This is a genomic window from Maribacter flavus (assembly GCF_008386635.1).
In the GTDB taxonomy this organism is placed as follows: Bacteria; Bacteroidota; Bacteroidia; order Flavobacteriales; family Flavobacteriaceae; genus Maribacter; species Maribacter flavus.
Map to the genome: position 1 here is coordinate 359,596 of NZ_VUOE01000003.1, position 24,296 is coordinate 383,891.

General features: G+C 40.7%; 24 protein-coding genes and 5 tRNA genes. 26 read left to right on the forward strand and 3 right to left on the reverse strand.

Going from position 1 to position 24,296, the window contains the following annotated elements; translation table 11 throughout:
* Nucleotides 1-196: 196 nt before the first annotated feature.
* Genes F0361_RS17745 through F0361_RS17755 form a run of 3 tightly spaced genes read right to left on the reverse strand, consistent with a single transcriptional unit; the run spans nucleotide 197 to nucleotide 1,897 of the window.
* Nucleotides 197-778, reverse strand: coding sequence for a YceI family protein (locus F0361_RS17745; protein WP_154920744.1), 582 nt, complete (start codon nucleotides 776-778; stop codon nucleotides 197-199).
* 35 nt (nucleotides 779-813) lie between these two features.
* Nucleotides 814-1,446 (reverse strand): NAD(P)H-dependent oxidoreductase, encoded by a 633-nt coding sequence (locus tag F0361_RS17750; protein ID WP_154920745.1) that lies wholly within the window; start codon nucleotides 1,444-1,446, stop codon nucleotides 814-816.
* Nucleotides 1,447-1,450: 4 nt separating this feature from the next.
* On the reverse strand, nucleotides 1,451-1,897 hold the full coding sequence (locus F0361_RS17755) for a MarR family winged helix-turn-helix transcriptional regulator (RefSeq protein ID WP_138259547.1): 447 nt from the start codon (nucleotides 1,895-1,897) through the stop codon (nucleotides 1,451-1,453).
* A gap of 132 nt (nucleotides 1,898-2,029) precedes the next feature.
* Here F0361_RS17755 and F0361_RS17760 point away from each other — a divergent pair, with 132 nt between their 5' ends.
* From F0361_RS17760 to F0361_RS17880, 26 genes are all read left to right on the forward strand, one after another.
* Nucleotides 2,030-2,341 carry a rhodanese-like domain-containing protein gene (locus F0361_RS17760; protein WP_125223761.1) on the forward strand — a complete coding sequence of 104 codons (312 nt, stop codon included), beginning with the start codon at nucleotides 2,030-2,032 and terminating at the stop codon, nucleotides 2,339-2,341.
* Between the two features lie 58 nt (nucleotides 2,342-2,399).
* Nucleotides 2,400-3,680, forward strand: a complete 1,281-nt coding sequence (locus F0361_RS17765) for a DUF2851 family protein (protein ID WP_154920746.1) — start codon at nucleotides 2,400-2,402, stop codon at nucleotides 3,678-3,680.
* Between the two features lie 10 nt (nucleotides 3,681-3,690).
* Complete coding sequence (locus F0361_RS17770) at nucleotides 3,691-3,918, forward strand: PspC domain-containing protein (RefSeq protein WP_138259550.1); 228 nt, start codon at nucleotides 3,691-3,693, stop codon at nucleotides 3,916-3,918.
* Between the two features lie 2 nt (nucleotides 3,919-3,920).
* Entirely contained in the window at nucleotides 3,921-4,934 is a 1,014-nt protein-coding gene (locus tag F0361_RS17775) for a potassium channel family protein (protein ID WP_154920747.1), read from the forward strand.
* A gap of 78 nt (nucleotides 4,935-5,012) precedes the next feature.
* Nucleotides 5,013-6,686: an alanine/glycine:cation symporter family protein gene (locus F0361_RS17780; protein WP_154920748.1), complete on the forward strand. Its 1,674-nt coding sequence runs from the start codon at nucleotides 5,013-5,015 to the stop codon at nucleotides 6,684-6,686.
* Nucleotides 6,687-6,703: 17 nt separating this feature from the next.
* Nucleotides 6,704-7,579 (forward strand): helix-hairpin-helix domain-containing protein, encoded by an 876-nt coding sequence (locus tag F0361_RS17785; RefSeq protein ID WP_246160931.1) that lies wholly within the window; start codon nucleotides 6,704-6,706, stop codon nucleotides 7,577-7,579.
* Between the two features lie 4 nt (nucleotides 7,580-7,583).
* Nucleotides 7,584-8,753, forward strand: a complete 1,170-nt coding sequence (locus tag F0361_RS17790; protein WP_154920750.1) for an acyl-CoA dehydrogenase family protein — start codon at nucleotides 7,584-7,586, stop codon at nucleotides 8,751-8,753.
* A 97-nt stretch (nucleotides 8,754-8,850) separates the two neighbouring features.
* On the forward strand, nucleotides 8,851-9,045 hold the full coding sequence (gene rpsU / locus F0361_RS17795) for a 30S ribosomal protein S21 (RefSeq protein WP_138259555.1): 195 nt from the start codon (nucleotides 8,851-8,853) through the stop codon (nucleotides 9,043-9,045).
* 87 nt (nucleotides 9,046-9,132) lie between these two features.
* Nucleotides 9,133-10,026, forward strand: coding sequence for a tyrosine-type recombinase/integrase (locus F0361_RS17800; protein WP_154920751.1), 894 nt, complete (start codon nucleotides 9,133-9,135; stop codon nucleotides 10,024-10,026).
* A gap of 53 nt (nucleotides 10,027-10,079) precedes the next feature.
* The gene (gene hpf / locus F0361_RS17805) at nucleotides 10,080-10,382 is read left to right on the forward strand and encodes a ribosome hibernation-promoting factor, HPF/YfiA family (RefSeq protein WP_154920752.1); all 303 of its coding nucleotides are present in this window, start codon (nucleotides 10,080-10,082) and stop codon (nucleotides 10,380-10,382) included.
* A gap of 102 nt (nucleotides 10,383-10,484) precedes the next feature.
* Nucleotides 10,485-10,558, forward strand: a tRNA-Thr gene (locus tag F0361_RS17810).
* Between the two features lie 39 nt (nucleotides 10,559-10,597).
* The gene (locus tag F0361_RS18760; RefSeq protein WP_161598259.1) at nucleotides 10,598-10,738 is read left to right on the forward strand and encodes a hypothetical protein; all 141 of its coding nucleotides are present in this window, start codon (nucleotides 10,598-10,600) and stop codon (nucleotides 10,736-10,738) included.
* Nucleotides 10,701-10,782: transfer RNA gene (locus F0361_RS17815), tRNA-Tyr, on the forward strand. Before F0361_RS18760 ends, F0361_RS17815 begins: the two co-directional genes overlap by 38 nt.
* A gap of 47 nt (nucleotides 10,783-10,829) precedes the next feature.
* Nucleotides 10,830-10,902, forward strand: a tRNA-Gly gene (locus F0361_RS17820).
* Nucleotides 10,903-11,049: 147 nt separating this feature from the next.
* A tRNA-Thr gene (locus F0361_RS17825) sits at nucleotides 11,050-11,121 on the forward strand.
* 55 nt (nucleotides 11,122-11,176) lie between these two features.
* Nucleotides 11,177-12,364, forward strand: a complete 1,188-nt coding sequence (gene tuf, locus F0361_RS17830) for an elongation factor Tu (protein ID WP_154920753.1) — start codon at nucleotides 11,177-11,179, stop codon at nucleotides 12,362-12,364.
* 107 nt (nucleotides 12,365-12,471) lie between these two features.
* A tRNA-Trp gene (locus tag F0361_RS17835) sits at nucleotides 12,472-12,544 on the forward strand.
* 131 nt (nucleotides 12,545-12,675) lie between these two features.
* On the forward strand, nucleotides 12,676-12,864 hold the full coding sequence (gene secE / locus F0361_RS17840; RefSeq protein ID WP_138259559.1) for a preprotein translocase subunit SecE: 189 nt from the start codon (nucleotides 12,676-12,678) through the stop codon (nucleotides 12,862-12,864).
* A 10-nt stretch (nucleotides 12,865-12,874) separates the two neighbouring features.
* Nucleotides 12,875-13,426 (forward strand): transcription termination/antitermination protein NusG, encoded by a 552-nt coding sequence (nusG, locus tag F0361_RS17845; RefSeq protein WP_138259560.1) that lies wholly within the window; start codon nucleotides 12,875-12,877, stop codon nucleotides 13,424-13,426.
* A 66-nt stretch (nucleotides 13,427-13,492) separates the two neighbouring features.
* Nucleotides 13,493-13,930, forward strand: a complete 438-nt coding sequence (rplK, locus tag F0361_RS17850; protein WP_138259561.1) for a 50S ribosomal protein L11 — start codon at nucleotides 13,493-13,495, stop codon at nucleotides 13,928-13,930.
* Between the two features lie 19 nt (nucleotides 13,931-13,949).
* Complete coding sequence (gene rplA / locus F0361_RS17855; protein ID WP_154920754.1) at nucleotides 13,950-14,639, forward strand: 50S ribosomal protein L1; 690 nt, start codon at nucleotides 13,950-13,952, stop codon at nucleotides 14,637-14,639.
* A gap of 25 nt (nucleotides 14,640-14,664) precedes the next feature.
* The gene (gene rplJ, locus F0361_RS17860; protein WP_154920755.1) at nucleotides 14,665-15,180 is read left to right on the forward strand and encodes a 50S ribosomal protein L10; all 516 of its coding nucleotides are present in this window, start codon (nucleotides 14,665-14,667) and stop codon (nucleotides 15,178-15,180) included.
* A gap of 50 nt (nucleotides 15,181-15,230) precedes the next feature.
* Nucleotides 15,231-15,611: a 50S ribosomal protein L7/L12 gene (rplL, locus tag F0361_RS17865; RefSeq protein ID WP_154920756.1), complete on the forward strand. Its 381-nt coding sequence runs from the start codon at nucleotides 15,231-15,233 to the stop codon at nucleotides 15,609-15,611.
* Nucleotides 15,612-15,743: 132 nt separating this feature from the next.
* Nucleotides 15,744-19,553, forward strand: coding sequence for a DNA-directed RNA polymerase subunit beta (gene rpoB, locus F0361_RS17870; RefSeq protein WP_138259565.1), 3,810 nt, complete (start codon nucleotides 15,744-15,746; stop codon nucleotides 19,551-19,553).
* Between the two features lie 57 nt (nucleotides 19,554-19,610).
* Nucleotides 19,611-23,909, forward strand: coding sequence for a DNA-directed RNA polymerase subunit beta' (gene rpoC / locus F0361_RS17875; RefSeq protein WP_154920757.1), 4,299 nt, complete (start codon nucleotides 19,611-19,613; stop codon nucleotides 23,907-23,909).
* 59 nt (nucleotides 23,910-23,968) lie between these two features.
* Nucleotides 23,969-24,283 carry a DUF3467 domain-containing protein gene (locus F0361_RS17880; RefSeq protein WP_138259567.1) on the forward strand — a complete coding sequence of 105 codons (315 nt, stop codon included), beginning with the start codon at nucleotides 23,969-23,971 and terminating at the stop codon, nucleotides 24,281-24,283.
* Nucleotides 24,284-24,296 lie beyond the last annotated feature (13 nt).

Sequence of the window (24,296 nt, forward strand, 5' to 3'; positions counted from 1 at the left end):
ACAAGCCTCTATATTATTTACATGGAGAACCAGCTCACGAATACCGTCGCAAGTTGTTCCACCACCAGATATTTTTTACTACTAACATGGGTGTAAATATAGAAAGGAAAATGAAAGTCTCAAATTTTCTTTCAAAAAAAAATCCCTCTAGAAAAACTTTCCAAGGGACTTTAATTTAAAATGGGTGTATTACCTTTTATAAGGCTAAATCAACGACCAAGTCAAACTCATCGTAAATCGCTTTGTCCCCAAGATTGTCAAAAAAGCTTCCAGAACCATAGCGAACATCGTACTTTGCCCTGTCTACCTTAAGGGTAGCGGTGGCCTTATTTTCGTAAATGGAAACCACAAAGGTTACTGGATTTGTCTTTCCTTTGATGGTCAAGTCTCCCTTCACGGAATAGGAGTTCTTGTTCATGGATTCTGCGGAAGTGATTACCAATTTTGCGGTCGGGTGATTTTCAACACCAAAGAAATCGTCTGATTTTAAGTGTCCTTCCAATTTTTCCTTTCCTTCACCTGCGGCCATGTCCAAGTTGGTAATGGAAGTCATATCCACCACAAACTCACCGCCTGTAAGTTTGTTGCCGTCCATTTCCAAATGGCCGGATTTAAGGTCGATCGTTCCTTCGTGGGAACCGGTCACTTTATACCCTTTCCAAGTAATCTTACTTTCGCTAACGTTCACTTCTTTCTTCTCTCCGTCGATTGGGGAGTTGGCCGTTGCGGAAAATCCGAATACTAGAGCCAATGCAATGCTTAAAACTGATTTTTTCATGTTTCTAATTTAAATGTTTGAATACTAATTTTTGTTTATAAATGGGTGAATAATCTTTCTTTTGGGTAACGAACTTTTGGTAGGTGCTGGGTTTCATCGGATGACGCCCTGTAGCCAATGGCCAATACGACCGAAGCATTTAGGTTGGCTTCCTTCAGCCCCAATATTTCATTGTACTTTTCATTCTCAAAACTTTCAATGGGGCAAGTATCAATTTTCATGGAGGCGGCCACGGTCATTAAATTACCAAGGGCCAAATATACCTGCCTGGCCGTCCAGCTATTTTTGTGTTCATTGGGGAGTCCCATTAGTTTCGACTTCATAAAATCCGAATACCCTTTAACGGCTTCATGGGTAATGCCCCGGGTCTGAACCACATTGTCCAAATAATCGTCTACCAAATCCTCACCAAAAGAATTTTTGTTGGCAAACACGATGACATGGGAGGCATCCGTTATTTGTGATTGGTTCCATGTGACAGGTTTTAATTTTTCCCTGAGTTCTTTATTTTCGATTACGAAAATATGGTAAGGTTGGAGGCCATAGGATGATGCGCTCAGTCTAGTTGCTTCCAAAAGTGTTTCCAAATCCTCCGAATTAACCTTCTTGGTCGTATCGAATTTTTTGGTAGCGTAGCGCCAATTCAAATCATGTATAATGTCCTTCATTTCCTTAAAATTTATCCAATAGACTATTTAACTCTTTTAACTCGGTCGTAGAAAAGTTCTTAAGAATGTCCTTTTCCATTTCAAATTTTATGCCATCGATTTCATTTAAAACATCCAAACCTTTTGTAGTGATTTTAATTTCTACTTTCCTTCTGTTCTGCGGACATATTTTTCTAATGACATAATCTTTGGCCAACAATTTGTCAACCAACCTTGTAGTATTGCTCATTTTCGTGACCATCCTTTCATTTATGGTGGATAGGTTGGCAGGCTTATTTTCCTGGCCCCTTAAAATGCGCAACACATTGAACTGTTGAATGGAAATTCCAAAGGGTTTTAACGAGGCCGACATCATTTCATTAATCTTGTTGGTAACCAATGTCAGATGAATGATGGTCCTCGCTTCCAAGGGAATTTCTTTTTTTGTTTTTATGATTTTCTCAACGTTCATGTACAAACAATATTTGTATATACAAATGTATGTCGGTTCACAGGAATTATCCTAATGCAACCGATTTAATTTTTTGTTAAAATTATTTTTGACCGATTTCAAATAGATCCGTTATTTTTGAAAAAAACTATTATGGCAGACTTATCGCAAGAGGAATGGGCCTCTAGGCTAGCGCAGGACGACAATGCAATCATTTTGGATGTGCGTACCGATACCGAAGTCGAGGAAGGGTTTATACCCAATTCGGTCAATATCGATATTTATAAAGGTCAAGGATTTATAGATGAACTTGAAAAGATGGACAAATCAAAGAACTATTACGTTTATTGTAGGTCCGGCAATAGATCTGGTCAGGCATGTGCCATCATGAACAGTCTTGGTTTTGAAAACGCCTTTAATCTGGAAGGAGGATTTATGAACTGGGAAGGCGAAGTGGCCGAGTAAAATGGATTTAAATTCTTAATTTGGAGACCCGCATCTAGCGGGTCTTTTTAATTCTACCATGCGCGAAGACCTGTTGCACTACATCTGGAATTTTAAAAAATATCCCCAACAGGGATTAAGGACCACGAATGGGGATAATCTCTCCATAATCAATACCGGTTCCCACAATCATTTGCATGGTCCCGATTTTTTCAATGCCCAGGTACGGATAGGAGATCAGCTTTGGGCGGGGAACGTTGAAATCCACGTAAATGCATCGGACTGGTACGCGCACCATCATGAGAAGGATTCGAATTATGACAATGTTATACTTCACGTAGTCTGGAACGATGATGTATCGGTATACCGAAAGGATGGTACGGAAATACCCACCTTGGAACTAAAAAATCGGATAGATTCCCATTTGTTGGAAACATATCGGGAACTGATGAAGGCCAATTCAGGGAAATTTATCAATTGCGAAAAGAACATTGCAGAAATCCCGGAATTCGATTTCAATAATTGGCTGGAGCGTATGTTTCTGGAGCGCTTGGAGGAAAAATCCAAGGTAATTGAGAAACTTCTTCAAACCTTTAAAAATGACTGGGAAAAAGTGTTGTTTACCTTATTGTTGAAAAACTTCGGCTCAAAAATAAATGGCGACGCCTTTTTCCAGTTGGGCAAGAATTTGAATTTTTCCAAGGTTAGGCACTTACTGGGTAAACCCTTGGAATTGGAAAGCTTGTTATTTGGGATGGCAGGGCTATTGGAATCTGAAGAAGGGCTAGACTACTATTATAAGGAGCTGCAGGGTTCCTACAGGTTTTTAAGTGCCAAATATGAATTGGGGAATATTCCAATTTCAAACGTTTCCTTCTTTAAATTAAGACCACCAAATTTTCCAACCATACGCTTGTCCCAATTTGCCATGTTGTATGCATCTTCCCATAATTTGTTCCGCGACCTAATACACGGTCCTGAAATGGAACTTTATGGCCTCTTCAAGGTAAAGGCCAGTTCCTATTGGGATACCCATTACAATTTTGGCAAGGAATCCCAAAAGTCGCCCAAAACGATTTCTAAAAGTTTTGTGGACCTGTTGATAATAAACACCATCATTCCCTTGCGGTTCTGTTATTTCAGACAAAAGGGCAACTACAATTCAGATTCCTTGCTTTCCATAATGCAAGATTTAGGCGAAGAAAAGAATAGTATCATTGAGAATTTCAAACTTTTGGGCGTTCGTGTGGGTACGGCTTTTAAGAGTCAGGCACTATTACAACTGTACACTAATTATTGTACCAAGAATAAATGTCTTGACTGTGCCGTTGGGAACAGATTATTGAATTTAAAATCCTAATTTTACTTTTATGGACATCTTATATAATTTGTTGCATTATCTTCAGAAAAGGGGTTTTGAGGTATGTAGAAGGATTGCGGACCGACTTGGAATTAGGGCAAGGGTGGTACGAACTTCCTTCATTTACCTAACCTTCGTAACCCTTGGATTTGGATTTGCATTGTACTTGTTTTTGGCATTTTGGTTAAAGATCAAGGATTTGATTTATACCAAAAGAACTTCCGTATTTGATTTATAATCATGATAAAGCTCTTTCGTTCCAAACTATATGTGGCCCTATTATTAATGGTAGTGGTCCTATTTTTTGGGGTTTTGGGATATCGGTATATAGCCGATTATTCATGGATAGATGCTCTTTACATGACCATAATTACAGTAACGACAGTAGGATTTTCCGAAGTACGCCCCATGGATATCGAAGGAAAGATTTTCACCGTCGTCCTGATAGTCACCAGTGTTTTTATCTTTGGTTTTGCCATTTCCGTTATAACGGAATATCTTTTGAGTAGAAACAGTCCGCAAAAATTAAAATTAAAAAAAGTGAAAAATACGATCGATAAATTATCAAATCACGTAGTAGTCTGTGGTTTTGGTCGAAATGGAATGCAGGCTGCAGAAAGGCTAAAAGCCTACAAAAAGCCGTTCGTAGTAATCGAACGGGACAAGGAGCTTTTGGAAAAATACGATGACGATATTCTTTTTATGGAGGGAGATGCCAACGAAGATGAGGTTTTGCTAGCGGCAGGAATTGATAGGGCAAAATACTTGATTGTCACATTGCCGGACGATGCGGCCAATCTGTTCGTGGTGCTTTCGGCACGGCAATTAAATACCAACCTTTTTATAATTAGCAGGGCTTCCCAGGTAACCTCTCAACGGAAACTACAGTTGGCAGGAGCCAATAAAGTGATAATGCCGGATAAAATAGGGGGGGACCATATGGCCTCATTGGTCGTTATGCCCGATCTTATAACGTTTATGGATAAACTCTCCGTGGAAGGGGAGCATACAACGAATCTGGAGGAAGTTGCCATCGAGGATTTTTCCGATCAGATGGATTGTAGCTCCTTAAGAGATTTGGATTTGCGCAGAAAAACCGGGTGTACCATCATTGGATACATCGCACCTGATGGCGAATATATAATAAATCCGGAAGCAGACCTTCCGTTACAGCCAAAAAGTAAGGTGATTGTTTTGGGCCGGCCAGAGCAAATTCGAAAGTTGAATGAAATGTTCCATATTGAGTTGAGTTAATTCAACGTTATAATTTGATTGGGTTCATTTTTTTTGTGATATTGCCAAACTAACTAACTAAAAAATCCAAAAAAGAATATGAAGTATAGACTTCTGAGTTTTTGTACGTTCCTATTACCACTTTTATCCATGGCCCAAGAGGCCGAAGAAATTGGAATAGATGAAAAAATTGATCAAGTTTTCGGAGATCTTACTGGTTGGTTCGTAAACTTTATTTTTTATCAAATACCTTTTTCTGAGAACATAAAAATTTATTGGGTATTGTTTCCACTTATTCTTGGTGCAGGTTTTTTTACATTTTACTTCAAATTTATCAATTTCACTGGTGTGTGGACTGCCATAAAGGTGGTAATGGGTAAGTATGAGGATATTGAAAAATACGGTGCCAAGGAATTATATGGGGAAGAGGGTATTGCCGCAGGTGTAGATATGAACAAAGTGGAAAGTTTGGACAAGCACTTGGCAGACAACAAGGATGAAATTGTGGTTGACGGAGATATTCTGGATACCATAAGGGATGAGAGTTCGAGTGGGGAAGTTTCCCATTTTCAAGCACTTACTGCGGCGCTATCTGCAACAGTAGGTTTGGGAAATATAGCTGGTGTTGCCGTGGCAGTTTCAATAGGCGGTGCAGGTGCGACTTTTTGGATGATTATAGCCGGACTTTTGGGTATGGCCTCCAAATTTGTGGAATGTACTTTGGGAGTTAAGTACAGGGACGTAGGTAAGGATGGAACCATATTTGGTGGTCCTATGTATTATTTAAATAAAGGTTTAAAAAACAAAACTTTAGGAAAAATATTGGCTGGTGCTTTCGCTATAATGTGCATTGGTGGTTCATTTGGTGGGGGAAATATGTTTCAAGTGAATCAAGCGGTACAGCTCTTTGAAAATATGACCGGAGGTACGGAATCTTTCTTATATGGCTACAGATGGGCCTTCGGTGTTGTTATGGCCATCTTGGTCGGTATTGTAATAATAGGAGGTATCAAATCCATTGCCAAGGTTACGGATAAAATCGTTCCGTTTATGGTCATTATTTATGTGGGTGCATCTATTTTCGTCCTTGTGGCCAAATTTGATATGATCGGTTGGGCCTTTAATGAAATTATCCAAGGGGCCTTTGCACCTGTAGGAATTGTTGGTGGGGCAGTGGGTGTTATGATCCAAGGATTTAGACGGGCCGCCTTTTCCAATGAGGCGGGTGTTGGGTCAGCTTCAATTGCCCACTCTGCAGTTAGGACAAAATACCCTGCCTCCGAAGGCCTTGTTGCTCTTTTGGAGCCTTTCATAGATACTGTGGTAGTTTGTACAATGACCGCTTTGGTACTTATCATTACTGGGAATGTAGATCCAGGTAATGCTGGGTTGAACGATGCAGATGCTATCTTATTGACTTCGGGTGCTTTTGGTTCCGTTATTAGTTGGTTCCCCTATGTATTAACGGTGGCCGTGGTCCTTTTTGCCTTTAGTACGCAAATTTCTTGGTCTTATTATGGTTATCAGGCGTGGGCATATCTTTTTGGGAGAACTAAGAAAACGGAGTACACTTATAAAATCATTTTTTGTTTATTCGTTATCGTGGGAGCATCCGCGAGTATGAGTTCCGTAATTGGGTTTTCAGATGCCATGATTTTTGGTATGATGGTGCCTAATATGATAGGGATAGTAATCTTGGCGCCAAAAGTAAAAGGAGAGTTAAAAAGATACATGGACGCAATAAGACTCAAAGTTAAAGCAGTTACGGAATAGTGATTAATTGAATAACATTGAGAAAATCCCACATAAAGTTTACAAAACAGGAACGAAGTGGGATTTTCTTTTTGTTGTTGATCATCATCCTTGTTCAAGGTGCCTTTTGGTTTTACAAGCGGTCTTCCAGTGTGGCTACCCATTCTTTACATCTGGATAAGGAAATCCAAGGTAAGATAGATGCGCTTAAAGAGGAAACCAAAAAGCGGGATAATTTGGTGATATTCCCCTTCAATCCAAATTTTATTTCGGACTATAAAGGCTACACCTTGGGGATGTCTGTAGAGGAGATAGATCGTCTTCACGAGTTCAGGGAGCAAAATCGGTTTATAAACAACACGGAAGAATTTCAAGAGGTAACGGGGGTTTCGGATTCTCTTTTGAATAGGCTGTCACCATATTTCAAGTTTCCGGAGTGGGTCAAAAATAGTGGCATCACTGATAGGAATCCCAAGGTTGTCGAAAAAAGTAAGATCCCCCTTGATATTGCGCTGAAGGATTTAAACCAAGTTACCGTTCAAGAATTAATGGAGATACGCGGTGTAGGAAATATACTTTCTGAAAGAATCATAAAGTTCAGGGACAGATTGGGCGGGTTTTTGTTGGATGATCAATTGTACGATGTTTTTGGACTGGAACACGAGGTTGCCGCACGTGTCATTGAAAGATATAAGGTATTGAAAGCACCAGAAATTGAAAAGGTCAACATCAATACCGCCAGCGCACGGGAATTATCTAAAATAGGCTATATTTCTAGAAGCCTCGCTGAGGGAATTGTCAGGTTTCGGGAAGAGAACGGCGAAATAACTTCCTTCGATGAATTGCGACAAATCGAGAATTTTCCAACCAATCGGATAAATAGATTTCCTTTATATTTGTCGCTCAAAAAATAAAGCTATGGAGAATATGTACTTCACTGAAGAACATCTTTTATTTAGGCAAAGCCTAAAGGATTTTTTGCAGAAAGAAGTAGTACCGCATATTGAAAAATGGGAGCAGACCGGTACCATCGAAAGATTTATTTGGGAGAAGTTTGGCGAAATGGGATATTTTGGCCTCGCTACACCGGAAGAAGATGGCGGTTTAGGCCTGGATCTTTTTTATACGGTTATATTTTTAGAGGAACTGCAAAAGATAAATTCCGGTGGTTTCGCGGCCGCAATGTGGGCACACGCTTATCTGGCCATGACGTATTTGAACAAGAGGGCAAAAGGGGGTATCAGGAAAAAATATCTTGAGCCCAGCGCGGTTGGTAAATTGATCGGTTGTCTTGGTGTAACTGAACCCTATGGCGGAAGTGATGTCGCGGGTATGAGAACCACGGCGATAAAAAAGAGCAATACCTATGTAATAAACGGGTCAAAAACATTCATTACAAATGGTGTTTATGGAGACTATATTATCCTGGCAGCCAAAACGGACGCTTCGGCAGGGAATAAAGGGATCAGTATTTTTGTCGTTGATAGAAAAACGGAGGGCGTAACTGCAAATAAGCTTAACAAACTAGGATGGAGGGCTTCGGATACCGCCGAGCTAGCATTCGACAATGTTGAAATCCCTGAAGAAAATTTATTGGGCGAGGAAGGTATGGGATTCTCATATATTATGGAAGCCTTCGCACTCGAACGTCTTGTTATGGGAATCAACGCACATGCAAGGGCGGAATATGCCTTGGAATATGCCTTGCAATATATGTCCGAACGGGAGGCGTTTGGCAAGACCATCGATCAATTTCAGGCTTTGCGTCATAGGATAGTGGACCTTCATGCCGATATGGAAATTTGTAAACATTATAATTATTTTGTGGCAGGCCGATTGGACAAAGGGGAATACGTTGTAAAGGAGGCGACCATTTCCAAGCTTAAATCCACAAAAATGGCCGATGAGGTCGCTTATGAATGCCTGCAATTTCTGGGTGGTTACGGATACATTGAGGATTACCCCATGGCCCGTTTGTTAAGGGATAGTAGATTGGGCCCTATTGGTGGTGGAACCTCTGAGATATTGCGGGAAATTATTGCAAAGATCATCATAGATAAAAAAGAATATCGGCCTACAACGAATTAATGACAATTTCCTGTTCAAATTAGGCATTAATGTTGTCCATGTGAAATTAGTTATTATCTTTGCGGCCTTAATCACAAAAGAAAGGAGGTTGTAGCCCATGTTAATAATACCAGTTAAAGAAGGAGAAAACATAGATAGAGCTTTAAAACGTTTCAAAAGAAAGTTTGACAAGACAGGTACAATGAGGCAGTTGAGAAAACGTCAGCAGTTTACCAAGCCTTCCGTAGAGCGCAGAGCCCAAATACAGAAAGCACAGTATATTCAAAGTCTAAGGGACCAAGAGGAAATTTAGACTTTTATACATACAGCATTAAATCCCGCACTTTGCGGGATTTTTTGTTTTTGACGTTTTCTTCTCGGTAATTCCTAACTTTGGTATATGCACTTAAATCAATTCACGGACTATCTCACCCTGGAAAAAAAGTATTCCGTTCATACGGTACAGGCCTACGGAACCGATCTTATTGAATTTCGGGATTTTTGTGAATCGGAATATTCCATTGGGGATATCGATGATGTCGCCTATACCATAATAAGGAGTTGGATCGTGTCCATGTCCGATATCGGTATTTCAAACCGTACGATCAATCGAAAAGTTGCTTCTTTAAAAGCTTATTATAAATTCCTTCAAAAGATTGACATACTACAGGTGAGTCCTCTTTTGAAGCACAAGGCCTTGAAAACCCCTAAAAAATTGGAGACGCCTTTTTCTGAAAATGAGATGCAACAAGTTTTGAACGAAATTCCGTATTCCAAGGATTTTGACGGTTTGCGGGATCAGCTCATTATCCATATTTTATATACTACGGGTATCCGAAGGGCAGAATTGGTAAATATTAAAGTAAAGGATATAGATCTAGCGGAGAAAACAGTAAAGGTTTTGGGAAAAAGAAACAAGGAACGTATCATTCCCCTATTACCGGAGACGATACTTTTTATTGAGGATTATCTAGCTGAACGAAACACAATCGCCGAAGCTAAAAATACCGACTATTTTTTCTTGACCAATAAGGGCAATAAAATATATGAAACCCTTGTTTATAGAATTATAAATAAGTATTTTAGAAAGGTTTCCGCTAAGGTTAAAAATAGCCCTCATGTTCTGAGGCATACCTTTGCAACACATTTGTTGAACAAGGGAGCCGATTTAAATTCGGTGAAGGAATTACTGGGGCATGCAAGTTTGGCCTCAACGCAAGTTTACACGCATAACAGCATAGCGGAACTCAAAAGAATACATGCTTCTTCCCACCCTAGAGGGAAAAACAATTAATTGTTTAATCCGGTCCCTGGTCTAGATAAAGGGGCGTTAAAATTTTTTAGCTTATGAAAGTAAACGCACAATCCGTGAATTTTAATGCAGATATTAAACTGATAAATTTTCTGCAAAGCCGTTTAGATAAGTTGGAGACGTTTTATGATAAGGTCATCAGTTCCGATGTTTATTTAAAGGTGGAGAATACTAGTTCTAAAGAGAACAAGATTGTGGAAATTAAGTTAAATGTTCCAAAGAACCATTTCGTAGTAAAAAAGCAGTGCAAATCCTTTGAGGAAGCGGTAGATACTGCATGTAATTCCTTGGAGAGAAAATTGATCAAGAACAAGCAAAAATTAAGGGCACATGCTTGATTAAAATTTTTCGAAATTTATTTTGAAAAAACAAATAAATCTATACATTTGCAGTCCGTTAGAAATAGCGGACTTTTTTGTGCCGAAAAAAGCATTAAAAGTGCCGATGTAGCTCAGCTGGCTAGAGCAGCTGATTTGTAATCAGCAGGTCGTGGGTTCGAGTCCCTCCATCGGCTCTTGAAATAGTGAATAAAGCATCAGGATGCAATTAAAAAGTGAATAAATACGCTTTTGTTTGTGGGGGCGAGAAGTTTATCTTGGGCGAAGTCGATGGAAGTCCCGCCATCGGCTCCAAAGTTCTTAAAATACTGATAAGGCGGGGAGATACTCAAGCGGCCAACGAGGGCAGACTGTAAATCTGCTGACTATGTCTTCGCAGGTTCGAATCCTGCTCTCCCCACATAGCTTTATCATCGGTATTAAATTGAAATCTTGAAAATTAAACAAGCGGGAGTAGCTCAGTTGGTAGAGCGTCAGCCTTCCAAGCTGAATGTCGCCGGTTCGAACCCGGTCTCCCGCTCAAAATAAACCGGAAGTCTATTATTTAGGTTTTAGGTTTATGAAGGGTTATTTTGGGACGATTTTTCGTTCTGACCCTAATTTTTTGACTTTATAGTCATTCCTGCGAAGGCAGGAATTTACCATTTTGGTAGATTCGACACTTTACGCCGGTGTAGCTCAGGGGTAGAGCGTTTCCTTGGTAAGGAAGAGGTCACGAGTTCAAATCTCGTCATTGGCTCAATTAAGGTATAAATTTGTACACTAATATAAACTAAGATTAAAATTCAATAAACATGGCAAAGGAAACTTTCGATCGTTCCAAACCGCACTTAAATATTGGTACTATTGGACACGTGGATCACGGTAAAACTACATTGACTGCTGCTATCACAGAGGTTCTGTCTAACGCAGGTCTTTCTGAAAAGAGGAGTTTCGATTCTATCGACAACGCTCCAGAGGAAAAGGAAAGAGGTATCACAATCAATACATCGCACGTAGAGTATCAAACAGCTAACCGTCACTATGCGCACGTTGACTGTCCAGGTCACGCGGATTACGTGAAGAACATGGTTACTGGTGCCGCCCAGATGGATGGTGCTATTTTGGTGGTTGCCGCTACAGATGGTCCTATGCCACAAACTCGTGAGCACATTCTATTAGGTCGTCAGGTAGGTATTCCTAGAATCGTTGTTTTCTTGAACAAAGTTGACATGGTTGATGATGAGGAGTTGTTGGAGTTGGTTGAAATGGAGGTTAGGGAATTGCTTTCTTTCTACGAGTACGATGGTGACAATGGGCCTGTAATCTCAGGTTCTGCCCTAGGTGCGTTAAACGGTGAGCAAAAATGGGTTGATACCGTTATGCAATTAATGGAGGCTGTTGATAGCTGGATTGAATTGCCGGAAAGGGATGTCGATAAGCCTTTCTTGATGCCTGTTGAGGATGTATTTACAATTACTGGACGTGGTACCGTGGCAACAGGTAGAATTGAAACTGGAATCGCTAATACTGGTGATGCCGTAGATATCATTGGTATGGGTGCTGAAAAATTGTCTTCAACTATTACCGGTGTTGAAATGTTCCGTAAAATTCTGGACAGAGGTGAAGCTGGGGATAACGTTGGAATCTTGTTGAGAGGTATTGAGAAATCTCAAATTAGCCGTGGAATGGTTATCTGTAAGCCAGGTTCTGTTAAGCCACATGCTAAATTTGAAGCTGAGGTGTATATCTTGAAAAAAGAAGAAGGCGGTCGCCATACTCCTTTCCATAACAATTATCGTCCACAATTTTATGTAAGAACTACTGATGTTACCGGTAATATTTCCCTTCCTTCTGGTGTAGAGATGGTAATGCCAGGTGATAACCTTACAATTACTGTTGAATTAATTCAACCAATTGCACTTAGTGTAGGTCTTCGTTTTGCTATCCGTGAAGGTGGTAGAACCGTAGGTGCTGGCCAGGTAACTAAGATTTTGGATTAATCCAATCTTTTAATGTAATAGATATTTTAAGGGTGTCCGTCTTTTGACGGATACCTTTAAATGTAAATATAAAGGCGTGTCATCTAAAGATCTAGTGATACGCAAATACGGGTGTAGCTCAGTTGGTAGAGCACTGGTCTCCAAAACCAGGTGTCGGGAGTTCGAGTCTCTCCTCCCGTGCTAAAATATTATAATAAAGTTGTGGGTCGAGATATATATCCCAAGCATAGTCTAAGGAGGTCTCTTTTCTCGCGCTTTGAACAGGTGGTCGCGTAATCGATACCTGAATTTTGAAACCTAATATAGTATAAATGCTTACATACATAAAAGAATCCGTTGAAGAATTGAGGAATAATGTTACCCTTCCTTCTAGGGCGGAAGCCTCTAACCTTATGGTAGTGGTCGCTGTTTTTTCCATATTGTTCGCTTTGGCAACTTGGGGTGTGGATACGGTCTTTAGTAAAGTCGTTCAGCTGTATTTTGATTATGTATTAAACTAATTAGAGCTCTATGTCAGAAGTATTGGAAAAGAAATGGTACGTAGTTAGGGCTGTAAGTGGTCAGGAAAACAAAATTAAGGGCTACATCGAGAGTGAGGTAGAGCGCCATGGTTTTTCGGATTATTTGGAGGAGGTTCTTGTTCCAACCGAAAAAGTGATTCAAATTAGAAATGGAAAGAAAATTAACAAGGAAAGGGTTTATTTTCCAGGTTATATAATGGTTAAGGCCAATTTGGGTGGTGAAATGGTCCATATAATCCGTTCCATAACCAATGTAATTGGTTTTTTGGGTGAAACCAAAGGTGGTGACCCTGTTCCCCTAAGAAAGTCTGAAGTAAATAGGATGCTAGGTAAGGTTGATGAATTAACCGTGAATACGGACAGTGTTGCCATACCATTCGTCTTTGGTGAGACCGTAAAGGTTATAGATGGACCTTTCAATGGGTTTAACGGTACCGTAGAAAAAATTAATGAAGAAAAGCGTAAGCTTGAAGTTATGGTGAAGATTTTCGGAAGAAAGACACCATTGGAATTGAGCTATATGCAAGTAGAAAAGATTTAAGATAATTGTTACATATTTAAAAGTAGTGTTGCTTCCATTAACACACTTTCAATTTAATTTTAAACAATGGCAAAAGAAGTAGGTAAAGTAGTTAAACTACAAGTTAGGGGAGGTGCAGCGAATCCATCGCCACCGGTTGGACCCGCCTTAGGTGCTGCCGGTGTTAACATTATGGAGTTCTGTAAGCAGTTCAATGCAAGGACCCAGGACAAACAGGGCAAGGTATTACCTGTTGTTATCACCGTTTATAAGGACAAGTCTTTCGACTTCGTCGTTAAAACACCACCAGCGGCAGTCCAGCTATTGGAAGCGGCTAAGATTAAAAAAGGATCTGGCGAACCTAACAGAGTAAAATTGGGTAGTGTAACCTGGGATCAAATCAAGGCAATCGCTGAGGATAAGATGGCCGACCTTAACGCATTTACGATTGAATCAGCAATGAGTATGATTGCCGGTACTGCTCGTTCCATGGGTATGAAGGTTGCAGGTAAAAGACCTTTTTAAAATCTTTAAAAGCAATTAAATGGCAAAGTTAACAAAAAAGCAAAAGGAAGCACACTCTAAAATTGAAAAGGATAAACTATATTCTTTGGAAGAGGCTTCTGCTTTAGTAAAAGAAATAACAAGCACTAAGTTTGATGCATCTGTTGATATAGCTGTGCGTTTGGGAGTAGATCCGCGTAAGGCGAATCAAATGGTACGTGGCGTAGTAACACTTCCCCATGGTACCGGTAAGGATGTAAAAGTATTGGCTTTGGTTACTCCGGACAAGGAAGCCGAAGCTAAAGAAGCAGGTGCTGACTATGTTGGATTGGACGAATATTTGGATAAAATAAAGAATGGTTGGACAGATGTTGATGTTATCATCACTATGCCAAGCGTTATGGGAAAACTTGGACCTTTAGGACGTGTTCTTGGGCCAAGAGGACTAATGCCCAATCCAAAAACAGGAACAGTGACTATGGATATTGCCAAAGCGGTATCTGAGGTTAAAGCGGGTAAGATCGATTTCAAAGTTGACAAGACTGGTATCGTGCATGCTGCAATTGGGAAAGTTTCTTTCTCTCCTGATAAGATTGCAGGAAACGCCAAGGAGTTGTTGGAAACCTTGAACAAGATGAAACCAACAGCTGCAAAAGGTGTTTACATGAAAAGTATTTTCCTGTCCAGCACCATGAGCCCAAGTGTTCAATTAGACCCAAAGTCAGTTTAAGCACTGCTAGTTAAAAATATCAATTATGACAAGAGAAGAAAAAGCAACGGTTATACAGGATTTAACTACGCAGTTGGGTGAGAATTCCATTATTTATCTAGCGGATATTTCTGGAATGGATGCAGGAACGACCTCCGATTTGAGGAGAGCTTGTTTCAAGGCAAATATCAAACTTGCAGTGGTTAAGAATACATTGCTAGCAAAGGCAATGGAAGCTTCCGAAAAGGAATTTGGTGAACTTCCAGAAGTTTTGAAGGGAAATACCTCTTTAATGTTTTCTGAAGTAGGTAATGCTCCCGCAAAACTTATTAAGAATTTCAGGAAAAAATCCAATAAACCTTTATTGAAAGGTGCTTTTGTAGAGGAAGCAATATATGTAGGTGATGAAACTTTGGATGCTTTAGTAAACATTAAGTCGAAAGAAGAAATGATTGGCGAAATAATTGGATTGTTACAATCTCCAGCCAAAAATGTTATTTCAGGACTTAAATCTGGCGGTGGAAAACTGGCCGGTATCCTTAAGACATTATCAGAAAAATAAGTACGCACTAAAAACTAAGTATATTTTAAAATTTTATTAAACGATAGAAAATGGCAGATTTAAAAGATTTCGCAGAACAATTGGTTAACCTTACAGTTAAGGAAGTAAACGAACTAGCCAATATATTAAAAGAGGAATACGGTATCGAGCCTGCTGCTGCTGCAGTAGCTGTTGCCGCTGGTGGTGGTGCCGCTGAAGCTGGTGAAGCCGCAGAGGAAAAATCAGAATTCGATGTAATTTTGAAATCAGCAGGAGCTTCCAAACTAGCAGTAGTTAAATTGGTTAAGGAATTGACCGGACTTGGCTTAAAAGATGCTAAGGATATTGTTGATAGCGCACCAAAAGCTGTTAAGGAAGGTATCTCTAAAGACGAGGCAGAAGGTATCAAAAAATCATTGGAAGAAGCAGGAGCGGAAGTTGAGCTTAAATAATAGCTTTAACCATATTACTTTTGGTTTAGGTCTTTTCGCTTTTTGCGGTTAGACCTAAGCCTTTTTATAGAATTAGGTATATCAAGGGGTATACCACCCAAATAGTACTCACGATCAAAACACTGTCCGTAGATGTTCACAAATCAGACTGAAAGAATAAATTTTGCATCCGCTAAGAATACTCCGCAATATCCGGATTTCTTGGACATTCAGATTAAGTCCTTTCAAGATTTTTTTCAACTTGAAACCAAATCTGACCAGAGAGGTGATGAGGGATTGTACAATACCTTCATGGAAAACTTTCCTATCACTGATACCCGTAATCAGTTCGTACTGGAATTTTTAGATTATTTTATTGACCCACCAAGATATTCCATCCAAGAATGTATCGAGCGTGGACTAACTTATAGTGTTCCTTTAAAGGCGAGGCTTAAATTGTATTGTACCGATCCTGAACACGAAGATTTTGAAACTATAGTACAGGATGTTTATCTAGGGACCATTCCTTACATGACACCTAGTGGTACTTTTGTAATAAACGGGGCGGAAAGAGTTGTTGTATCACAGTTGCACCGTTCTCCTGGTGTATTCTTTGGGCAATCTTTTCACGCCAACGGAACAAAATTGTATTCTGCCAGGGTAATTCCTTTCAAAGGTTCTTGGATAGAATTCGCTACCGATATCAATGGTGTTATGTACGCCTATATCGATAGAAAGAAAAAATTACCGGTTACCACCTTATTCAGGGCCATTGGTTTTGAAAGGGATAAGGATATTTTGGAAATTTTTGACCTTTCTGAAGAGGTAAAGGTTTCCAATGCCGGACTTAAAAAAGTATTGGGCCGTAAACTCGCAGCAAGGGTTTTGAACACTTGGCACGAGGATTTTGTGGATGAGGATACGGGTGAAGTAGTTTCCATTGAAAGGAACGAAATTATTTTGGACCGTGATACTGTTTTGGAAAAGGAGCATATTGCCGAAATTTTGGAGGCTGATGTGAAGACCATTCTTTTGCACAAAGAAAACAATGCACAGTCGGATTATGCTATTATCCACAATACCTTACAAAAGGACCCAACAAACTCTGAAAAGGAGGCTGTTGAGCATATTTACAGACAATTACGTAACGCCGAGCCGCCCGATGAGGAAACGGCAAGGGGTATTATTGACAAATTGTTCTTTTCTGATCAGCGTTACAACCTAGGTGAGGTGGGTCGTTACAGAATGAACAAGAAGTTAGGTCTTGATATTGGAATGGACAAGCAGGTCTTGACCAAAGAGGATATCATTACCATCATAAAATATTTAATCGAGCTGATCAACTCCAAAGCGGAGATCGATGACATCGACCACCTTTCAAACCGTCGTGTACGTACCGTGGGTGAGCAATTGTCGCAACAATTTGGTGTAGGTCTAGCCCGTATGGCGAGGACTATCCGTGAGCGAATGAACGTAAGGGACAATGAGGTATTTACACCAATCGATTTGATCAATGCGAAGACCTTATCTTCCGTTATCAACTCCTTCTTTGGTACCAACCAGTTATCGCAGTTCATGGACCAGACGAATCCGTTAGCGGAGATTACGCATAAAAGAAGGTTATCGGCTCTTGGACCTGGAGGTCTTTCGAGGGAAAGGGCAGGCTTCGAGGTTCGTGACGTTCATTACACGCATTATGGACGTTTATGTCCAATTGAAACCCCGGAAGGTCCAAACATTGGTTTGATATCCTCCTTATCGGTATTCGCCAAGGTAAACCCTATGGGATTTTTGGAAACACCTTACAGAAAGGTAGAAGATTCCAAAGTCGATTTGGAAAATTACACCTATTTAAGTGCAGAGGAAGAGGAAGGAATGAAAATTGCCCAGGCAAACATTCCCTTGAAGGAAAATGGACAGATTGATACGGATAAGGTCATTGCAAGGGAGGAGGGTGACTTTCCTGTAGTAGATCCAGCAGAGATTCACTACACGGACGTTGCACCAAACCAGATCGCATCCATTTCCGCTTCCTTGATTCCGTTCTTGGAGCATGATGATGCGAACCGTGCCTTGATGGGCTCAAACATGATGCGTCAGGCTGTTCCACTTCTAAAGCCTCAATCACCCATTGTTGGTACCGGTCTGGAAAGACAGGTAGCATCGGATTCCAGGGTATTGATCAATGCCGAAGGCGATGGTACCATTGAATATGTGGATGCTGAAAAAATCACCATAAAGTACGATAGAACGGACGAAGAAAGATTGATTTCTTTTGACGAGGATGAAAAAACATACTACTTGGTGAAGTTCAGAAAAACGAACCAAGGTACTAGTATTAACCTGAAGCCCATCGTAAAGAAAGGGGATAGGGTCAAAAAAGGCCAAGTATTATGCGAAGGTTATGCCACCGAAAAAGGTGAATTGGCCTTGGGAAGAAACCTTACCGTTGCATTCATGCCTTGGAAGGGATATAACTTTGAGGATGCTATTGTGATTTCCGAAAAAGTGGTACGCGAGGATATTTTTACGTCCATCCACGTGGACGAGTATTCCTTGGAAGTTCGTGATACTAAATTAGGTGCAGAGGAACTTACCCATGATATTCCAAACGTCTCAGAAGAGGCCACAAAGGATTTGGATGAAAACGGTATGATCCGTATTGGAGCTGAAGTAAAGCCAGGCGATATTCTTATTGGTAAAATTACGCCAAAAGGAGAATCCGATCCTACACCAGAGGAGAAATTGCTACGTGCCATCTTTGGGGATAAGGCGGGTGATGTGAAAGATGCCTCTTTGAAGGCTTCACCATCTTTAAGCGGTGTAGTAATCGATAAAAAACTTTTCTCAAGATCTGTGAAGGATAAGAGAAAACGTTCAGAGGACAAGGAGGAACTTTCCAAATTGGAATTGGAATACGAAGTAAAATTCCAGGAATTAAAGGATATTCTGGTAGAGAAGTTGTTTACCCTGGTAAATGGAAAAACTTCCCAAGGTGTATTGAATGATTTGGGTGAGGAGGTATTGCCAAAAGGTAAGAAATATACCATGAAGATGTTGAACTCCGTGGACGATTTCGCACACTTGGTGAGCGGAAGCTGGACTACGGATACGGATACCAACAATTCTGTTGCCGATTTGCTTCACAACTATAAGATCAAGTTGAACGATCTTCAAGGAAACTTGAGAAGGGATAAGTTTACGATTTCCGTTGGGGATGAATTACCAGCGGGTATTATGAAATTGGCCAAAGTCTATATTGCCAAAAAACGTAAGCTTAAAGTAGGTGATAAAATGGCGGGCCGTCACGGTAACAAAGGTATCGTATCCAGAATCGTGCGTCAGGAGGATATGCCTTTCTTGGAGGACGGAACACCGGTTGATATTGTATTGAACCCGTTAGGTGTACCTTCCCGTATGAACATTGGTCAGATATATGAAACCGTGTTGGGTTGGGCCGGATTGAAACTGGGTAGAAAATTCGCTACCCCAATTTTCGATGGTGCATCCTTGGATGAAATCAATGCCTATACGGATGAGGCCGGTATCCCAAGATTTGGACATACACATCTTTATGATGGTGGTACAGGGCAGCGTTTTGACCAGCCGGCAACAGTTGGTGTTATCTACATGCTGAAATTAGGTCACATGGTAGATGATAAGATGCATGCACGTTCCATAGGACCTTACTCTTTGATTACGCAACAGCCATTGGGTGGTAAAGCACAATTTGGTGGTCAACGTTTTGGGGAGATGGAAGTTTGGGCCTTGGAGGCATACGGTGCATCGGCAACCTTACGTGAAATATTGACCGTTAAATCGGATGATGTTATCGGAAGGGCCAAGACCTACGAATCCATCGTAAAAGGTGAGACGATGCCGGAACCTGGTTTGCCAGAATCTTTCAATGTATTGATGCACGAGCTTAAGGGATTAGGTTTGGATATCAGGTTGGAAGAATAACGATGGTCTTTAAGAGGCTGTTTTAAACACATTTAAAATCATTATCAGTACGCTATTATGGCTAGATTAAAAGATAATAACCAAGTAAAAAGGTTTGATAAAATTTCAATCGGATTGGCTTCGCCCGAAGCAATTTTGGCAGAGTCCAGAGGTGAGGTTTTAAAGCCTGAAACAATCAATTATAGAACCCACAAACCGGAACGTGACGGATTGTTCTGTGAGCGTATATTCGGACCTGTGAAGGACTACGAATGTGCGTGTGGAAAGTATAAAAGAATCCGTTACCGAGGTATTGTTTGTGACCGATGTGGTGTTGAAGTTACCGAGAAAAAGGTACGTAGGGATAGGGTAGGTCATATCAATTTAGTGGTTCCTGTCGCACATATTTGGTATTTCCGTTCCTTACCGAATAAAATCGGGTACTTGTTAGGTCTTCCTTCCAAGAAATTGGATATGATCATTTACTACGAAAGGTATGTAGTAATTCAGCCTGGTATCGCCAAAGGTCCTGAGGGAGAGGAAATCCAAAAAATGGATTTCTTGACTGAGGAGGAATATCTGAACATTTTGGAGTCAATTCCACAAGAGAATCAGTACTTGGAGGATACCGATCCAAACAAGTTCATCGCCAAGATGGGTGCGGAATGTTTGATAGATCTTTTGGGCAGAATCAATTTAAAGGACCTATCTTTTGAATTGAGGCACAAGGCAAATACGGAGACTTCCAAGCAAAGAAAAACCGAGGCTCTAAAGAGGCTTCAAGTTGTTGAGGCCTTAAGGGAGTCCCAGGACAATCGTGAGAATCTTCCAGAGTGGATGATCATGAAGGTCATTCCGGTAATTCCGCCAGAATTAAGACCGTTGGTTCCTTTGGATGGTGGTCGTTTCGCAACTTCCGATTTGAACGATTTGTACAGAAGGGTCATTATCAGAAACAATCGTTTAAAAAGGTTGGTTGAGATAAAGGCACCGGAAGTTATTCTTAGAAACGAGAAACGTATGCTTCAGGAAGCCGTGGATTCTCTTTTTGACAATACAAGAAAAGCATCGGCGGTTAAAACGGAATCAAATAGACCTTTAAAGTCCCTTTCGGATTCCTTGAAGGGTAAACAAGGTCGTTTCCGTCAAAACCTTCTTGGTAAGCGGGTGGATTACTCCGCACGTTCGGTTATCGTTGTAGGACCTGAAATGAAATTGTTTGAATGTGGTCTTCCAAAAGATATGGCTGCCGAGCTATACAAGCCTTTCGTAATTAGGAAATTAATTGAAAGGGGTATTGTAAAAACGGTGAAGTCCGCCAAGAAAATAATAGATAAAAAAGAGCCTGTTGTTTGGGATATTTTGGAAAATGTCCTGAAAGGACATCCGGTATTGCTGAACCGTGCCCCTACACTACACAGATTGGGTATTCAGGCATTTCAGCCCAAATTGATTGAAGGTAAGGCCATTCGTCTGCACCCATTGGTTTGTACCGCCTTTAACGCGGATTTTGATGGTGACCAGATGGCGGTTCACCTTCCGTTGGGTCCTGAGGCCATTTTGGAAGCACAATTGTTGATGTTGGCTTCCCATAATATTTTGAACCCTGCTAATGGTTCGCCAATAACGGTACCTTCCCAGGATATGGTCTTGGGTCTGTACTATATGACCAAAGAGCGTAAATCTACGCCGGAAGTTCCAGTAAAAGGTGAAGGTTTGACTTTCTATTCCGCAGAAGAAGTGGAAATTGCTTTCAACGAAGGAAAAGTTGCGTTGAACGCTGGTATTAAAGTTAGGGCGAAGGATTTTAATGAAGCTGGAGAATTGGTATACCAGATTATTCCAACTACCGTGGGAAGGGTATTGTTCAACATGGAAGTACCCGAAGCTGCTGGTTATATCAATAAGGTATTGAACAAGAAATCCCTAAGGGATATTATTGGTGACATACTATCCGTTACCGATGTGCCAACTACTGCTGATTTCTTGGACAAGATAAAGACTATGGGATACGAGTTCGCTTTTAAAGGTGGATTGTCCTTCAGCTTGGGGGACATCATTATCCCCGAAGAAAAGCACGATATGATCAATGATGCAAACGGTCAGGTTGATGGTATTATGGCCAACTATAACATGGGTCTTATAACCAATAACGAACGTTACAATCAGGTAATCGATGTGTGGACGTCCACGAACGCAATGTTGACCGAATTGGCCATGAAGCGTATCAGGGAAGATCAGCAAGGCTTTAACTCTGTGTACATGATGCTTGATTCGGGAGCTAGGGGTTCCAAGGAACAGATTCGTCAGTTGACAGGTATGCGAGGATTGATGGCGAAGCCGAAGAAATCGACTGCAGGTGGTGGAGAAATTATTGAAAACCCGATTCTTTCCAACTTTAAGGAAGGTCTTTCAATTCTTGAATACTTTATTTCTACGCACGGTGCACGTAAGGGACTTGCGGATACGGCTCTTAAAACAGCTGATGCCGGTTATCTAACGCGTCGTTTGGTGGATGTTTCCCAAGATGTTATTATCAATATCGAGGATTGTGAAACCTTACGAGGTGTAGAGGTTCAGGCATTGAAGAAAAACGAGGAAATAGTGGAGTCCTTGGGAGAAAGAATACTTGGTCGTGTATCCTTGCACGATGTGTATGACCCAATTTCTGAGGAGATGTTATTGAAGGCCGGTCAGGAAATCATGGAGTCCGATGTCAAGAAAATTGAAGCTTCACCTATTGAAACGATTGAGGTTCGTTCTGCACTGACTTGTGAGGCGCAACAAGGTATATGTGCCAAATGTTATGGAAGGAACCTTTCTACGAATAAGATGGTTCAAAGAGGTGAGGCCGTTGGGGTTGTCGCTGCACAGTCCATTGGTGAACCAGGTACGCAGTTAACGCTTCGTACTTTTCACGTAGGTGGCATCGCCGGAAACATTTCTGAGGATAATAAGTTGGAAGCTAGATTCGCGGGTATCGCCGAGATTGAGGATTTGAGAACCGTAAAAGGTGAAAATTCAGAAGGTAAACCTGTAGATATCGTAATTTCCAGAACGACTGAAATCAAGGTAGTAGATGCTAAAACGGGAATTACCTTGAGCACGAACAATATACCTTATGGTTCACAACTCTTTGTTGAGGATGGCGGTAAAGTTCAAAAAGGCGATTTGATTTGTTCTTGGGATCCATACAACGGCGTTATCGTTTCTGAATTCCCTGGAAAAATTGCATACGAAAACATAGAGCAAGGTGTTACCTACCAAGTTGAGATTGACGAACAGACAGGATTCCAAGAAAAGGTAATTTCCGAATCCAGAAACAAAAAGTTGATTCCAACGCTTCTTATTCAGGATACTAAAGGAGAGACGCTACGTTCCTATAACTTACCTGTTGGTTCGCACATTATGGTAGACAATGGTGATACGATAAAAGAAGGTAAAATCTTGGTTAAGATTCCACGTAAATCTGCCAAGGCTGGGGATATTACCGGTGGTCTTCCAAGGGTAACCGAATTGTTCGAGGCACGTAATCCTTCTAATCCGGCTGTTGTTTCCGAGATTGATGGTGTCGTTTCTTTCGGTAAGATAAAAAGGGGTAACCGAGAAATCATTATCGAATCAAAATTGGGCGAGATAAAAAAATATCTTGTGAAACTTTCTAACCAGATTCTTGTTCAGGAAAATGACTACGTTAGAGCTGGTATGCCACTATCCGATGGATCTATTACACCAGAGGATATCTTGGCTATCAAAGGACCATCCGCAGTACAGCAATACCTGGTAAATGAGGTACAAGAGGTATATCGTTTGCAAGGTGTAAAAATCAACGATAAACACTTTGAGGTCGTCGTACGACAGATGATGCGTAAGGTAAGAATCGAAGATCCGGGAGATACTATTTTCTTGGAAAACCAATTGATTCACAAAGATGATTTCATTATTGAGAACGATGAGATTTTTGGTAAGAAAGTGGTGATGGATGCCGGTGATTCAGAAAACCTTAAACCAGGTCAAATCGTTACGCTTCGCGAACTACGTGACGAGAATTCCATTTTAAAACGTGGAGACAAGGCATTGGTAGAGGCTAGGGATGCCATCGCGGCAACCGCAACGCCAATTTTGCAGGGTATTACCCGTGCTTCCTTACAGACTAAATCGTTTATATCCGCTGCTTCCTTCCAGGAAACGACCAAGGTACTAAACGAAGCTGCTGTGAGTGGTAAGGTGGACACCTTAGAAGGATTGAAGGAAAATGTAATTGTAGGACATAAAATACCAGCAGGTACAGGTATGAGGGACTATGAGAACATCATAGTTGGATCTAAGGAAGAATATGATGAGATAATGGCCAGAAAAGAGGCCTTGAGATTTTAAAGTTAAGAGCCCTCGTTAATGCGAGGGCTTTTTTAATTGTTATTTTTTTACTTACAAGTATGAGTGAAACTAAAAATCAAAAACAAAAGCAAATCAATATTGAGCTAGATGAAAAGACCGCCGAAGGGACATATTCCAATTTGGCCATTATAAATCATTCTGTTTCTGAATTTGTTGTAGATTTCATAAGTATGATGCCGGGTGCTCCAAAGGCCAAGGTCAAAAGTAGAATTATTTTGACGCCACAACATGCCAAAAAGTTCTTAAAGGCGCTCAATGAAAATGTACAGCGCTTTGAGAAGGCCCACGGAACCATTAGGGATTACGAACAGCCAGCAATACCAATGAATTTTGGGCCCACGGGAGAAGCATAAAAAAATCCACCAA

What these genes read in the sequence shown, in the direction of transcription:
- rpoC (WP_154920757.1), top strand. Translation starts at nt 19,611, where the DNA reads ATGGCTAGATTAAAAGATAATAACCAAGTAAAAAGGTTTGATAAAATT.
- rplJ (WP_154920755.1), top strand. Translation starts at nt 14,665, where the DNA reads ATGACAAGAGAAGAAAAAGCAACGGTTATACAGGATTTAACTACGCAG.
- F0361_RS17765 (WP_154920746.1), top strand. Translation starts at nt 2,400, where the DNA reads ATGCGCGAAGACCTGTTGCACTACATCTGGAATTTTAAAAAATATCCC.
- F0361_RS17750 (WP_154920745.1), bottom strand. Translation starts at nt 1,446, where the DNA reads ATGAAGGACATTATACATGATTTGAATTGGCGCTACGCTACCAAAAAA.
- F0361_RS17770 (WP_138259550.1), top strand. Translation starts at nt 3,691, where the DNA reads ATGGACATCTTATATAATTTGTTGCATTATCTTCAGAAAAGGGGTTTT.
- tuf (WP_154920753.1), top strand. Translation starts at nt 11,177, where the DNA reads ATGGCAAAGGAAACTTTCGATCGTTCCAAACCGCACTTAAATATTGGT.
- rplA (WP_154920754.1), top strand. Translation starts at nt 13,950, where the DNA reads ATGGCAAAGTTAACAAAAAAGCAAAAGGAAGCACACTCTAAAATTGAA.
- F0361_RS17790 (WP_154920750.1), top strand. Translation starts at nt 7,584, where the DNA reads ATGGAGAATATGTACTTCACTGAAGAACATCTTTTATTTAGGCAAAGC.
- hpf (WP_154920752.1), top strand. Translation starts at nt 10,080, where the DNA reads ATGAAAGTAAACGCACAATCCGTGAATTTTAATGCAGATATTAAACTG.
- F0361_RS17760 (WP_125223761.1), top strand. Translation starts at nt 2,030, where the DNA reads ATGGCAGACTTATCGCAAGAGGAATGGGCCTCTAGGCTAGCGCAGGAC.
- rpsU (WP_138259555.1), top strand. Translation starts at nt 8,851, where the DNA reads ATGTTAATAATACCAGTTAAAGAAGGAGAAAACATAGATAGAGCTTTA.
- rplK (WP_138259561.1), top strand. Translation starts at nt 13,493, where the DNA reads ATGGCAAAAGAAGTAGGTAAAGTAGTTAAACTACAAGTTAGGGGAGGT.
- F0361_RS17780 (WP_154920748.1), top strand. Translation starts at nt 5,013, where the DNA reads ATGAAGTATAGACTTCTGAGTTTTTGTACGTTCCTATTACCACTTTTA.
- F0361_RS17775 (WP_154920747.1), top strand. Translation starts at nt 3,921, where the DNA reads ATGATAAAGCTCTTTCGTTCCAAACTATATGTGGCCCTATTATTAATG.
- F0361_RS17755 (WP_138259547.1), bottom strand. Translation starts at nt 1,897, where the DNA reads ATGAACGTTGAGAAAATCATAAAAACAAAAAAAGAAATTCCCTTGGAA.
- secE (WP_138259559.1), top strand. Translation starts at nt 12,676, where the DNA reads ATGCTTACATACATAAAAGAATCCGTTGAAGAATTGAGGAATAATGTT.
- rpoB (WP_138259565.1), top strand. Translation starts at nt 15,744, where the DNA reads ATGTTCACAAATCAGACTGAAAGAATAAATTTTGCATCCGCTAAGAAT.
- F0361_RS17745 (WP_154920744.1), bottom strand. Translation starts at nt 778, where the DNA reads ATGAAAAAATCAGTTTTAAGCATTGCATTGGCTCTAGTATTCGGATTT.
- F0361_RS17880 (WP_138259567.1), top strand. Translation starts at nt 23,969, where the DNA reads ATGAGTGAAACTAAAAATCAAAAACAAAAGCAAATCAATATTGAGCTA.
- rplL (WP_154920756.1), top strand. Translation starts at nt 15,231, where the DNA reads ATGGCAGATTTAAAAGATTTCGCAGAACAATTGGTTAACCTTACAGTT.
- F0361_RS17800 (WP_154920751.1), top strand. Translation starts at nt 9,133, where the DNA reads ATGCACTTAAATCAATTCACGGACTATCTCACCCTGGAAAAAAAGTAT.
- nusG (WP_138259560.1), top strand. Translation starts at nt 12,875, where the DNA reads ATGTCAGAAGTATTGGAAAAGAAATGGTACGTAGTTAGGGCTGTAAGT.